Origin of the sequence: Rhodovulum sp. ES.010 (assembly GCF_900142935.1) — a bacterium.
In the GTDB taxonomy this organism is placed as follows: domain Bacteria; phylum Pseudomonadota; class Alphaproteobacteria; order Rhodobacterales; family Rhodobacteraceae; genus Rhodovulum.
Genome location: NZ_FSRS01000001.1, coordinates 117,414 through 130,196 on the forward strand (window position 1 = coordinate 117,414; position 12,783 = coordinate 130,196).

General features: G+C 70.6%; 11 protein-coding genes and 1 pseudogene. 9 read left to right on the top strand and 3 right to left on the bottom strand.

The window, feature by feature from the left end; translation table 11 throughout:
- Positions 1 to 68 precede the first annotated feature (68 nt).
- From BUR28_RS00645 to BUR28_RS00675, 7 genes are all read left to right on the top strand, one after another.
- Positions 69 to 986 carry a LysR family transcriptional regulator gene (locus BUR28_RS00645; RefSeq protein WP_074218347.1) on the top strand — a complete coding sequence of 306 codons (918 nt, stop codon included), beginning with the start codon at positions 69 to 71 and terminating at the stop codon, positions 984 to 986.
- Positions 987 to 1,124: 138 nt separating this feature from the next.
- On the top strand, positions 1,125 to 2,075 hold the full coding sequence (gene phnD, locus BUR28_RS00650) for a phosphate/phosphite/phosphonate ABC transporter substrate-binding protein (protein WP_074218348.1): 951 nt from the start codon (positions 1,125 to 1,127) through the stop codon (positions 2,073 to 2,075).
- A gap of 65 nt (positions 2,076 to 2,140) precedes the next feature.
- Complete coding sequence (phnC, locus tag BUR28_RS00655) at positions 2,141 to 2,962, top strand: phosphonate ABC transporter ATP-binding protein (RefSeq protein ID WP_074218349.1); 822 nt, start codon at positions 2,141 to 2,143, stop codon at positions 2,960 to 2,962.
- Positions 2,959 to 3,765, top strand: coding sequence for a phosphonate ABC transporter, permease protein PhnE (gene phnE, locus BUR28_RS00660; protein ID WP_074218350.1), 807 nt, complete (start codon positions 2,959 to 2,961; stop codon positions 3,763 to 3,765). Before phnC ends, phnE (BUR28_RS00660) begins: the two co-directional genes overlap by 4 nt.
- A complete protein-coding gene (phnE, locus tag BUR28_RS00665; protein ID WP_074218351.1) occupies positions 3,762 to 4,574 on the top strand; it encodes a phosphonate ABC transporter, permease protein PhnE in 813 nt (270 codons plus the stop codon). Before phnE (BUR28_RS00660) ends, phnE (BUR28_RS00665) begins: the two co-directional genes overlap by 4 nt.
- An 89-nt stretch (positions 4,575 to 4,663) precedes the next feature.
- Positions 4,664 to 5,452: an inositol monophosphatase family protein gene (locus tag BUR28_RS00670; RefSeq protein WP_074218352.1), complete on the top strand. Its 789-nt coding sequence runs from the start codon at positions 4,664 to 4,666 to the stop codon at positions 5,450 to 5,452.
- A 78-nt stretch (positions 5,453 to 5,530) separates the two neighbouring features.
- Entirely contained in the window at positions 5,531 to 5,770 is a 240-nt protein-coding gene (locus tag BUR28_RS00675) for a hypothetical protein (RefSeq protein ID WP_074218353.1), read from the top strand.
- A gap of 39 nt (positions 5,771 to 5,809) precedes the next feature.
- Here BUR28_RS00675 and BUR28_RS00680 read toward each other — a convergent pair whose 3' ends face one another.
- Positions 5,810 to 6,544 carry a rhomboid family intramembrane serine protease gene (locus BUR28_RS00680; protein WP_074218354.1) on the bottom strand — a complete coding sequence of 245 codons (735 nt, stop codon included), beginning with the start codon at positions 6,542 to 6,544 and terminating at the stop codon, positions 5,810 to 5,812.
- Between the two features lie 31 nt (positions 6,545 to 6,575).
- Positions 6,576 to 10,039: pseudogene (gene putA, locus BUR28_RS00685) on the bottom strand (bifunctional proline dehydrogenase/L-glutamate gamma-semialdehyde dehydrogenase PutA).
- Positions 10,040 to 10,143: 104 nt separating this feature from the next.
- On the opposite strand from putA, the gene BUR28_RS00690 reads away from it, so the two are divergent.
- Positions 10,144 to 10,620: an Lrp/AsnC family transcriptional regulator gene (locus tag BUR28_RS00690; protein WP_074218355.1), complete on the top strand. Its 477-nt coding sequence runs from the start codon at positions 10,144 to 10,146 to the stop codon at positions 10,618 to 10,620.
- 115 nt (positions 10,621 to 10,735) lie between these two features.
- On the top strand, positions 10,736 to 11,950 hold the full coding sequence (locus BUR28_RS00695; protein ID WP_074218356.1) for an META domain-containing protein: 1,215 nt from the start codon (positions 10,736 to 10,738) through the stop codon (positions 11,948 to 11,950).
- Between the two features lie 271 nt (positions 11,951 to 12,221).
- Here the strand turns inward: BUR28_RS00695 and BUR28_RS00700 are convergent, their stop codons facing one another.
- Positions 12,222 to 12,782 (bottom strand): PqiC family protein, encoded by a 561-nt coding sequence (locus BUR28_RS00700; protein WP_074218357.1) that lies wholly within the window; start codon positions 12,780 to 12,782, stop codon positions 12,222 to 12,224.
- Position 12,783: the final 1 nt, after the last annotated feature.

Below are 12,783 nucleotides of genomic sequence, written 5' to 3' on the forward strand. Positions count from 1 at the left end.
CTTGTCGCACGGTGCAAACTGTGAAACAAACTCATAGTTCTCAAGATGAATATGAGCATCGCGACAATATGCATCTGGAGTTGCGCCACCTGCGCACGATCAAGGCGATCCACGACGCGGGCGGTCTTGCGCGCGCGGCCGAGCGGCTGAACATCACCCAATCGGCGCTGAGCCACCAGGTCAAGGGGCTGGAAGAGCAGGTCGGCATGGAGCTTTTCGTCCGCCGCACCAAGCCCTTGCGGCTGTCCTCGGCGGGGCTCAAGCTGCTCCGGGCCGCCGAGCGCGTGCTGCCCGAGATCGCCGCGCTGCAGGCCGAGTTCGACGGGCTGAAATCCGGCCGGTCGGGGCGGCTGCACATCACCCTGGAATGCCACGCCTGCTACGACTGGCTGCTGCCGGTGCTGGAGTCCTTCCGCAAGGCCTGGCCCGAGGTCGATGTCGATATCCGCCCCGGCCTGTCCTTCGACGCGCTGCCCGCGCTGGAGCGCGAGGAGGTGGACCTGGTGATTTCCTCCGACCCCGAGGATCACGAGGCGCTGACCTTCGCGCCGCTCTTCGACTACGAACCGGTCTTCGTCTGCGCCGCAAGCCACCCGCTGGCCCAGAAGGCCTTCGTCGAGGCCGAGGATTTCCGCGACCAGACCCTGATCACCTATCCCGTGGAGCGGTCGCGGCTCGACATCTTCACCGGGCTTCTGGGGCCGGCCCGGATCGAACCCCTGGCGGTTCGGCCGGTGGAGCTGACGGCCGTCATCCTGATGCTGGTCGCGTCGGGCCGCGGGGTCACGGTGCTGCCCGACTGGGTGGTGCGCGACGTGCGGGGCGGTGCCGACCTGGCGATCCGCCCGGTGACGGCCGCCGGGCTCACCCGCCGCATCTATGCCGCCACCCGCGCCGAGGATGCCGCCCGCCCCTATATCGCGCATTTCGTGCGCCTCGCCCGCAGCGAGCCGGTCAAGCTGCAGCGGGTGGGCCGGGCCGGCTGAACGGCGCGGGCGCCGCCGCGTCTTGCCGGAACGGGAAAACGATGTTGTGATACGCAAATCCGACCGTAACGGTCGGCTTTCATGTCGCCGTCACAATTCGCAACTAGGTGCGCGTCAGTCCAACCGATGGGGAGTTTCATGAAGACCACCACCTTTCTCGCGGCCGCTGCCGCCCTTGCGCTCGCGGCTCCGGCCCAGGCCGAATTCGCGCTCGACGACCGCTACGTCGACAACGATGGCGATCTTGTCGCCGACATTCCCGAGGAGGCGTCGGACTGGGCCGATCCCGACACGCTGATCTTCGCCTATACCCCGGTGGAGGACCCGGCGGTCTATGCCGAGGTCTGGGCCGGTTTCCTCGACCACATGGCCGAGGTGACCGGCAAGAAGGTCCAGTTCTTCCCAGTCCAGTCGAACGCCGCCCAGATCGAGGCCATGCGCGCCGGGCGCCTGCACGTCGCGGGTTTCAACACCGGGTCGAACCCGCTGGCCGTGGCCTGCGCGGGCTTCCGGCCCTTCGCGATGATGGCCGCCGAGGACGGGTCCTTCGGCTACGAGATGGAGATCATCTCCTATCCCGGCTCGGGCATCGAGGCGGTCGAGGACATCGAGGGCAAGGAACTGGCCTTCACGTCGGAGACGTCCAACTCGGGCTTCAAGGCGCCCTCGGCGATTCTGAAGGCGGAGTTCGGCATGGTCGCGGGCGAGGATTTCACGGCGGCCTTCTCGGGGGCGCATGACAACTCGATCCTCGGCGTCGCCAACAAGGATTACATGGCCGCCTCCATCGCGAACTCGGTGAAGGCGCGGATGCTCGACCGGGACGTCGTCAGCGAGGATCAGCTGGTGACGATCTACCAGTCGCAGACCTTCCCGACCACGGGTTACGGCACGGTCTACAACCTGGCGCCCGAGCTGCAGGAGAAGATCCGCGAGGCGTTCTTCAGCTTCGACTGGGAAGGCACGGCGCTGGCCGAGGAGTTCGGCCGCAACGGCGAGGACCAGTTCATCGAGATCACCTTCAAGGACGACTGGGCGGTGATCCGCACCATCGACGAGGCCAACGGCGTCGTCTACGAATGCCAGTGACCTAGAACCGGAACGTCAGGGCGCGGGCGGCTGCGGCCGCCCGCGCGTCATTGGGGAGGGGCGGGATGCTGCGGATCGAGGGCTTGTCCAAGACCTACCGGACCGGCGACAGGGCGCTGAGCGACGTGTCGCTGACCGTGCCCGAGGGCCAGATCATGGGGCTGATCGGGCCGTCCGGGGCGGGCAAGTCGACGCTGATCCGCTGCATCAACCGGCTGGTGGAGCCGTCCGAGGGCCGCGTGCTGCTGGGCGCGGTCGACCTCGCGCATGTCGGCAAGGCGGAGCTGCGCCGCCAGCGCCGCCGCATCGGCATGATCTTCCAGGAATATTCGCTGGTCGAGCGGCTGACGGTGATGGAGAACGTGCTGTCGGGCCGGCTGGGCTACGTGCCGTTCTGGCGCAGCTGGCTGCGCCGCTTCCCGCCAGAGGACATCCGCCGCGCCTACCGGCTGCTCGACCGGGTCGGGCTGCTGGAACACGCCGACAAGCGCGCCGATGCCCTGTCGGGCGGTCAGCGCCAGCGGGTCGGCATCGCGCGGGCGCTGGCGCAGGAGCCGGAACTGCTGCTCGTGGACGAGCCGACCGCCAGCCTCGACCCCAAGACGAGCCGCCAGATCATGCGCCTGCTGGTCGAGATCTGCGCCGAGCGCGGCCTGCCGGCCATCGTCAACATCCACGACGTGCCGCTCGCGCAGCAATTCATGCAGCGCCTCGTCGGGCTCAGTGCCGGCCGGGTCGTTTTCGACGGTGCGCCCGGCGATCTGACGGAGGCGGCGCTGACCACGATCTACGGCACCGAGGACTGGAACGCGATGCGCCGCGGCGACGAGGAACAGGCGGCCGCCGAGGCCGATGCACGGGACCGCATGGCGGCGCTGGCGCGATGACCCAGACGGCCTATCCCGCGACCTGGCGCCGCCCGCCGCAGATCGTCAAGGACCGGCGCTGGCGCATCGCGCTGCAACTGGGCATCCTCGCCTACCTGGTGCTCGCGATCGGTTCGCTCGAGGTCGACTGGAACCGCGTCGCCGTGGGGCTCGAACGCGGCCAGCGCTTCGTCATGGGGTTCCTCCAGCCCGATTTCGCCAGCCGCTGGGGCGACATCTCGCGCGGGCTGGTCGAAAGCCTGACGATGACGCTGACCTCCACCGTGGTCGGCATCGCGATCTCGGTGCCCATCGGCGTGGGCGCGGCGCGCAACCTCGCCCCGCGGGCGGTCTACCTGGCCTGCCGCGCGATCATCGCGGTCAGCCGGTCGTTGCAGGAGATCATCATCGCGATCTTCCTCGTCGCGATGTTCGGCTTCGGCCCCTTCGCGGGGTTCCTGACCCTCTCCTTCGCGACGATCGGCTTCCTCGCCAAGCTGCTGGCCGACGACATCGAGGAGATCGACGAAACCCAGGCCGAGGCGATCGAGGCCACGGGCGCATCGTGGGTCCAGCTGGTCAACTACGCGGTGCAGCCGCAGGTGATGCCGCGGCTGATCGGGCTGTCGCTCTACCGGCTCGACATCAATTTCCGCGAGAGCGCGGTGATCGGCATCGTCGGCGCGGGCGGCATCGGGGCCACGCTGAACACCGCCATCGACCGCTACGAATACGACAGCGCGGGGGCGATCCTGCTGATCATCATCGGCATCGTGATGGTGGCGGAATACGGCTCCAGCTATCTGCGGAAGTTCCTGCAATGAGCGAAATCACCCATTACAGCGAGGTCTGGCGGCACCGCACCACCCGGGCGCGGCTGCTGATCTGGTTCGGATGGCTCGCGCTGGTGGCGCTTTTCGTCTGGTGCTGGCGGCTGATGACCGAGAACACGATCTGGGCCTTCGTCGCCGACGCGCCGCGGCAGGCGGTGGATATCGGCAGCCGGATGGTCCCGCCAAGGTGGGGGTATCTGCCCGAACTCATGGTCCCGCTCTGGGACACGCTCAACATCGCCACGCTCGGCACCATCGGGGGCGTGATCATGGCGGTGCCGGTGGCGTTTCTGGCAGCGCGCAACACCACGCCGTCGGCCACCGTCCTGCGGCCCGTGGCGCTTTTCGTCATCGTGGCGTCGCGCTCGATCAATTCGCTGATCTGGGCGCTGCTGCTGGTGGCGATCATCGGCCCCGGCATCCTTGCCGGCATCGTCGCCATCGCGCTGCGCTCCATCGGGTTCGTCGGCAAGCTGCTTTACGAGGCGATCGAGGAGACCGACGCCCGCCAGGTCGAGGCGATCGAGGCCACCGGGGCCAGCGCGTGCCAGGTCCTGAATTACGGGATCGTGCCGCAGGTGATGCCGGCCTTCTGGGGCATCTCGGTCTTTCGCTGGGACATCAACATCCGCGAAAGCACGATCCTCGGCCTTGTCGGCGCGGGCGGGATCGGGCTCAAGCTGCAGGCCTCGCTCAACGTGCTGGCCTGGGGCCAGGTGACGGTGATCCTGCTGCTGATCCTCGCCACGGTGGTGCTCAGCGAATGGGTCTCGGCGCGGGTGCGGCACGCGATCATCTGACCGGCCCGGAACCGCCTGCGCGCGCTGCGGGGCCTTGGCACCGGCCGCGGCCCCGTGTATGGCCCCCGTCGGACCCCGAGGAGACCCCGATGCAAGGCAGCGCCAATCTCAACATCATGATCAAGGCCGCGCGCAAGGCCGGCCGCGGCCTCGTCAAGGATTTCCGCGAGGTCGAGAACCTGCAGGTCTCGATGAAGGGGGCGGGCGATTTCGTCAGCCGCGCCGACACCCAGGCCGAGCAGATCCTCAAGGAGGAACTCCGCGGCGCGCGGCCGAACTACGGCTGGCTCGGCGAGGAGACCGGTGAGGAGCCGGGCGAGGACCCGACGCGGCGCTGGATCGTCGACCCGCTGGACGGCACCACCAACTTCCTGCACGGGCTGCCGCACTGGGCGATCTCCATCGCGCTGGAGCACAAGGGCGAGATCGTCGCGGGCGTGATCTTCGACGCCGCCAAGGACGAGATGTTCGTCGCCGAAAAGGGCGCGGGGGCCTGGATGAACGAGCGCCGGCTCAGGGTCTCGTCGCGCGCGCGCATGGTCGAGGCGATCTTCGCAACCGGCGTGCCCTTCGCCTCGAAGACGACGCTGCCCGCGACGCTGCAGGACCTTGCCCGGCTGATGCCGCTTTGCGCGGGGGTGCGCCGCTGGGGGTCGGCCGCGCTCGACCTCGCCTATGTCGCGGCGGGCCGCTACGACGGCTACTGGGAGCGCGAGTTGAACGCCTGGGACATCGCCGCGGGCCTGATCCTGGTGCGCGAGGCCGGCGGGCTGGTGGATGCCGTCCGCGAGGGGCATCGGCCGCTGGACCACGGCGACGTGCTGGTCGCCAACCAGGCGATCTTCGATCCCTTCGCCCGCGTCATAAGAAACACTTAACGGCCTGCCACGCGCCCTTGTTATGCCCCGTTCCCCGGCGAAAACCGGGGAAGAACCGGTAGAACTGGGGAGCGAAGCATGAGTGACGTGACGCGTGAATCCGCCGCGCCCGGGCCATCGGCGCCGTTTCGGGCCTTTCTTGCGGGCGAGCGGGGGGCGGTGACGGTCGACTGGGTGGTGCTGACCGGCGCCGCCGTGGGCCTTTGCATCGGCATGTTTGCCGCCGCGAACAGCGGCGTCTACACGATCGGCGAGACGATCGGCACGACCCTGTCTTCGGCCGAGGTGCAGGATCTGGGCGTCATCAACGACTGGTAAGGCGGCCGGCCTGCCGCGCGGCCGACCTGCGCCGCCGTCTCAGCGGCGGCGCCCCGCGCGGGGCACGCTGGTGCGCCGATAGGTGACTTCGGGGTGCGGCGGGTGGCCGTGATTGCGCGCCCAGTAGGCCGGCCCGCCCCGCAGCATCCACAGCGGCAGCGTGAGCGCGAGGCCCGCGAGGAACCCGCCCGCATGGGCCCAGTAGGCCACGCCGCCGGCGTCGGCCGCGGCCACCGCCCCGGCGCCCACCTGCAGCCCGAACCACAGCCCCAGCATCAGCCAGGCGGGCACCGGCAGGATGCGGATGATGAAGATCAGGAAGATCAGGATGTCGACCCGCGCCTTGGGGAAGAGCAGAAGATAGCCGCCCATCACCGCGGCGATGGCGCCCGAGGCCCCCACCATGGGAACCGTGGAGAGGGGCGCGGCGGCATATTGCGCGACACCGGCCGCCAGGCCGCCCGCCAGGTAGAAGAGCAGAAAGCCCAGATGGCCGAATTCCTCTTCCATGTTGTCGCCGAAGATCCAGAGAAACAGCATGTTGCCCCCCAGATGCATGATCCCGCCATGCAGGAACATCGAGGTCAGGAAGGTGTGGGTCTGCAGCCCTTCGGTGATCGCCGCGGGGATCAGCCCCCAGTGCAGGAACACGAGGTTCGCCTGCACCGGCCCGAGCCAAATGTAGGACAGGAACACCCCGATATTCGCCGCCATCAGCGCGTAGACGACGTAGGGCGTTTGCCGTGAGGGGTTGTGGTCGCGCAGCGGGAACATGGCGCGCAGGCTAGCCGGTCGCGGGTCCCGGTCAAGCGGAACCGACCTCGGCCAGCAGGGCGGCGTTCCCGCCCGAGGCGGTGGTGTCGATGCACAGGTGCCGTTCGAGCCGGGCATGGGCGGTGTCCGGGCGCCCGCCGATCAGCGGGACGAGCGGGCCGTCGCGCCGCGCAAGCGCCCGGGCATAGGCGCGCGCGGTTTGCGCGTCGCCCCACCACACCACCCCGCCGAGCGGGTCCAGCGTTTCCAGCACCTCCGGGGCGACGGCGCCGGTCACCGTCACCGCCGCCCCCCCGGCGCCCCGCACCTCGTCGGCCTGCGCCTGGGCCGCCGCGCGGCCGGGGCCGAAGCACAGCAGCGGCGGGCGGGCATGGGTCGTCAGCCGGTTGGACTCGCCCGTTGGGCCGGGCAGGGCGCGCGTCTCCGGCCCGCGGGCGGGGGTGGCCGCGGCCAGCGCCATGGCCAGCGCATCAGCGGTCGCCTCGCCCTCGGCCACGCCTGCCAGCGGCGCGGCGGGTCTGGCGGTGAAGCGGGCCAGGTAGTGCGGCCCGCCGGCCTTGGGCCCGGTGCCCGACAGACCCTCGCCGCCGAAGGGCTGGCTGCCGACGATGGCGCCGATCTGGTTGCGGTTGACGTAGAGATTGCCGGCCCGAAGCCGGTCGGCCACGTGTTGCACCCGGTCGTCGATCCGGGAATGCAGGCCAAAGGTCAGCCCGTAGCCCCGGGCGTTGACCGCGTCGATCACCCGGTCGATCTCTTCCGCGCGGAAGGTGGCGACATGCAGCACGGGGCCGAAGATCTCGCGCGCCAGCGTTTCGATGCCGGGCACGCGGATCAGGGTGGGGGACAGGAAATGGCCCGTTTCCGGGACCGACTCCGACTCCCACATCACGCGGCCCTCGGCGCGCGCCGTCGCGACATAGGCCGCGAAATCGTCCCGGGCCGCGGCCTCGATCAGCGGGCCGACATCGGTGGACAGGTTCCACGGGTCGCCGAGGCGCAGTTCCGCCATCGCGCCGGTCAGCATCTTCAGGAACCCGTCCGCGATATCCTCCTGCACGTAGAGACAGCGCAGCGCCGAGCAGCGCTGCCCGGCCGACTGGAAGCTTGAGGCGACGATGTCCTGCACCGCCTGTTCGGGCAGCGCGGTCGAGTCCACGATCATCGCGTTGAGCCCGCCGGTCTCGGCGATCAGCGGCGTGCCGGGGGCCACGTGCTCGGCCATCGCGCGGGCGATGATCCGGGCGGTTTCCGTCGAGCCGGTAAAGGCCACGCCGTCGATCCGCGCGTCCGAGGAAAGCCGCGCGCCCACCGTCGCGCCGTCGCCGGGCAGGAGTTGCAGCGCGTCCTGCGGCACGCCGGCCTCGTGCAGGAGCCGAACGGCGAGATGCGCGATCAGCGGGGTCTGTTCGGCAGGCTTGGCCAGCACCGCGTTGCCGGCGGCAAGCGCCGCCGAGACCTGGCCGGTGAAGATTGCCAGCGGGAAGTTCCAGGGTGAAATGCAGGCGAAACGGCCGCGCGAGGGCGCGTCGAGGGCCTCGGCTTGGCCCGCGTAGTAGCGCAGGAAATCGACCGCCTCGCGCAGCTCGCCCAACGCGTCGGGCAGGGACTTGCCGGCCTCGCGCGCGACGATGGCGAAGATTTCGCCGAAATGCGCCTCGTAGAGGTCGGAGGCGCGGCGCAGGATGTCTGCCCGCTCGGCCGGGGTGGCATCCCAGGGCCGGGCGGCGGCCAGCGCGGTCTCGACATCGGCCGCCGAGGCCGCGCGCACCGTGCCGACGACGTCCGAAAGCGCCGCGGGGTTGCGCAACTCGACCGCGTCCTCGGGCGCGGTCGGCCCCGCGATCTGCGGGCCGGCCTCGAAGCTGGCCGTCCGGTGGGGCGCGCGGGCGGCCTCGATCCCGCCGAGGTCGGGCCCGTGCGCGAGGTCCCAGCCGCGGGAATTGCGCCGGCCGGGGCCGAAAAGGGCGGGCGCGCGCCGGATCGCCGGGTGTTCGGGCGCGTCCAGATGCGCCTCGATCTCGGCCAGCGGGTCGGCGGCGACCTCTTCGGGGGGACCTCGTCATCGACGATCTGGTTGACGAAGGAACTGTTCGCGCCGTTTTCCAGAAGCCGCCGCACGAGATAGGCCAGAAGGTCGCGATGCGCGCCGACGGGGGCGTAGATGCGGCAGCGGGTGCCGCCCGCGCCGCTCATCACCACGTCGTGCAGCGACTCGCCCATTCCGTGCAGGCGCTGGAACTCGAAGGCGTTGGGGGCCGCGCCCATCTCGAGGATCCCGGCCACGGTATGGGCGTTGTGCGTGGCGAATTGCGGATAGATGCGGTCGGTCATGCCCAGCATCTTGCGCGCGTTCGCGAGGAAGCTGACATCCGTGGCCGCCTTGCGGGTGAAGACCGGGAAGCCGTCCACCCCCATCTCCTGCGCGCGCTTGATCTCGGTGTCCCAATAGGCGCCCTTCACCAGCCGCACCATCAGCCGGCGGTCCAGCCGCTCGGCAATGGCATAGAGCCAGTCGAGCACCAGCCCCGCGCGCTGGCCATAGGCCTGCACGACGAAGCCGAACCCGTCCCACCCGGCCAGCCTCTCGTCGGCCAGCACCGTTTCGACGACGTCCAGCGACAGCGCCAGCCGGTCGGCCTCCTCGGCGTCGATGTTGAGCCCCATGCCGGCGTCGCGGGCCTGGAGCGCGAGTTGCAAGAGCCTCGGGGCCAGTTCGGCGAGCGCCCGGTCGGCCTGGGCGACCTCGTATCGGGGATGCAGCGCCGAGAGCTTGATCGAGATGCCGGGATTGGCGCGCACATCGTCATGGGCGGCGGCGGCCGAAATCCTGCCGATCGCGTCGGAATAGGCGCGGAGATAGCGCTGCGCGTTGGCTTCGGTGCGCGCGGCTTCGCCGAGCATGTCGTAGGAATAGGTGTAGCCCCTGGCCTCCATCCCCGCGGCGCGCTCCATCGCGCCGTCGATGGTTTCGCCGAGGACGAATTGCCGGCCCATCTCGCGCATCGCGCGGCCCACGGCGGTGCGGATCACCGGCTCGCCCAGCCGCCGGACCGCGCCGCGCAGCGTGGAGGCGAGCCCCGTACCGGGCTCGTCCAGCACGCGGCCCGTGAGCATCAGTGCCCAGGTCGAGGCGTTCACCAGCGGCGAGGCGGACTTGCCCAGGTGCCGGCCCCAGTCCGAGGGCGCGATCTTGTCCTCGATGAGCGCGTCCACCGTCTCGGCATCGGGCACCCGCAACAGCGCCTCGGCCAGGCACATCAGCGCCACGCCCTCTTCGGTGGACAGGCCGTATTCGGCAAGGAACACTTCCATGAGGCCGGGCCGGTCCTTCGCCCGGATGTCGCGGACGAGCCCGGCGGCGGCAGCGCCGATGCGCGCCCGCGCCGCGGCATCGAGGTCGGCCTCGGCGATCAGCCGTTCCAGGACCGGCGCCTCGGGGGCGTAGGTGGCCTCTTCGATCCGGGCGCGGAGGGCGGCGATGTGATCGGTCATGGTGTCTCCCCTGGTATCGGGGCAGTATAGCGCCGAATGGACCGCCTGTTCGGCCTCAATCGGTCGTTACCACAGGCGAATGGACCAAAAGAGGGGCTTTTTCGGTGCCAGACGATCTTCCCGCGCTGGACCGGCACGACCGGGCGATTCTCGCGTTGCTGGCCGCGGAGGGGCGTATCCCCGTGGCCGAACTCGCCCGCCGGATCGGGTTGTCCAAGACGCCGACCCAGGCGCGGTTGCGCCGCCTCGAGGCGGACGGGGTGATCGCGGGATACCGCGCGATGCTGAACCCGATCCGGCTGGGCCTCGCCCATGTCGCCTTTGTCGAGGTCCGCCTGACCGACACCGGCGAGGCCGCGCTGGCGGCGTTCAACGAGGCGGTGCGCGCGGTCCCGGAGATCGAGGAATGCCATCTGATCGCCGGGGGCTTCGACTACCTGCTCAAGGTGCGCACGGCCGACATGGCGCAGTACCGCGCGGTCTTGGCCGAGCGGATTTCGAGCCTGCCCCATGTCGCCAACACCTCGACCTATGTCGCGATGGAGGCGGTCAAGGATGCGTCCTTCGCGAACGCCGGATGACCGGCGGTCATGCAGCGTCGGGCTGCCGCTGCCGCCGCGCGACAGGCGCGGCGGGATGAGACGCGTCCCGAGCCGTGCTAGGGTTTCGCAAAATGCCCGTCCCGGAGGCCCGACCATGCGATTCGCCGTTGCCCTTCTTGCCCTCGTCGGCCTGGCGTCGACGGCCGATGCCCAGCAGAGCCGGACGGTTTCCGGAAGCCTGACCTACCGCGAACGGATGGCCTTGCCGCCCGAGGCGGAGATGCTGCTCGAACTGCGCGAGGCCTCCGGCGCCGTGGTGACGCATGCCCAGCGCCCGACCGAGGGGGCGCAGGTGCCGCTGCCCTTCGCGCTCGACGCGCCGGCCGACCGGGCGCTTTCCCTGCGGGCCGCCCTGCGGCTGGGGGGCGAGATTCGCTTTCTCGGCGGGCCGGTCGACATCGAGGCCGGTCAGGACGCGGTCGATATCGGCGAGGTGCTGCTGCGCGGCTACCGGCCGATGGGCTTTTCCTCGATGCTGAGTTGCGGCGAGGTTCGGGTCGAACTCGGCTTCGTCGGCCAGGGGGCGCGGCTGCGGATCGGGGGCACGTATCTGGACCTCGTTCCTGAGCGGACCGCGTCGGGGTCGAAATTCGTCGCCGCCGACGCCCCGGACACCTGGGTCTGGACCAAGGGCGATCTTGCGACGCTCAGCCTGAACGGCACGCAGTTGCCGGAGTGTCGCGCGGCGCTGCCCTCGGACAGCTACGCCGCGCGCGGCAACGAACCGGGCTGGCGGCTGGAGATCGCCGGCGGCCAAATGCGCTATGTCGGCGATTATGGCGAGACCGAGATCGCCGCGCCGCTCCCCGAGCCGGAGCTCGCCGAGGGCGCGCGGCGCTATGCGCCCGAGGGCGTGGACCTCGTGCTGACGCTGGGCCAGGCGCTCTGCCACGACGACATGACCGGCATGCCCTATCCCGACCGGGCGGTCGTGGAGAGCGGCGGACGCAGCCTGCGGGGCTGCGGCGGCGATCCGATGGCGCTTCTGTCCGCCCATCCCTGGCGGGTCGAGGATATCGACGGGCGCGGTCTCGTCGACAGGTCGAACGTGACGCTGGCGGTCGCGCCCGACGGCGGGATGTCGGGCGCGGCCGGCTGCAACCGCTACACGGGCGGCGTTCGCCTGACCGGCGAGGGGCTGCGGGTCGGGCCGGTCGGCGCCACGATGATGGCCTGCGCCGAGGCGCTGATGACGCAGGAGCGGCGCTTCTTCGACGCGCTCGCCCGCGCGACTCGGTTCGACATCGCCGATGACGGCGCGCTGCAACTCTTTGCGGGGGACGACCCGGTCATCACGGCGCGCCGCTAGCGATTGCGGTCTCGCGCGGCGGATCGCGGAGGTTTCGACGCGGCCCGCCCGGCGCGGGCCGTTCGGCTAACCGCCCGACGCCGCGTGTTGCGAGCACGGCCCGTCCCTGCGTCTGCCGCCTGCCGGCAGGCACCGCGCGCGCATGGCGGGCCCTGCTTCGAGGGCCCTCTCGGCCGCGGCGACCTGGCCGCGCGCTGGTGCGCGCGGTGCCTCCGGCGGGAGTATTTGGGGCCAAGAAGAAGCACGGCCGTGCGGCAGGCCGGGGCGGCCGCTAGCGCAGCCCCTCGCGCGCGATCAGCATGGCGAGGTCGCGCACCGTCCGGCCGCGCGCCGCGGCGATGGCCGCGGGGCCGCCACCCTCGGCAATGGGGGCCTCCAGCGCGAACTGGCCGGCGCGACCGCGCGCGCCGCTTTCGGGGGCCACGAAATACTGCCCGGTCAACCGGAACCGTCCGTCGGGCTCGGCCAGCATGTCGGCGATGCGTACCTCGACCGTGGCCTGGGCGCGCTCGAAGAAGGGCCAGGGTTCGGCGGCGACCGTGGCCCCGGTGATCCGGCCGAGATGGCGCGCGAGGTCGCCGGTCATCGCGCGCACCGGATCGTCGGCCCAGAGCACGTTCCGGGCCGGTTCCAGCGCACCGTCCGGGCCGCGCTCGTGGATCTCGGCGGACGCGGCATAGGTTGGCAGCGTCACCTCGCGGAGCGCGACGGTCGCGTAGGCCGCCGGGATGCGCGGGCCGACGACCGGCGCATCGGGCACCGTGTAGAGTGCGGGCGTGCCCCCGCAGGCGGCGGTCAGCATGGCGAGGGCGAGGGGCAGGGCATAGCGCATG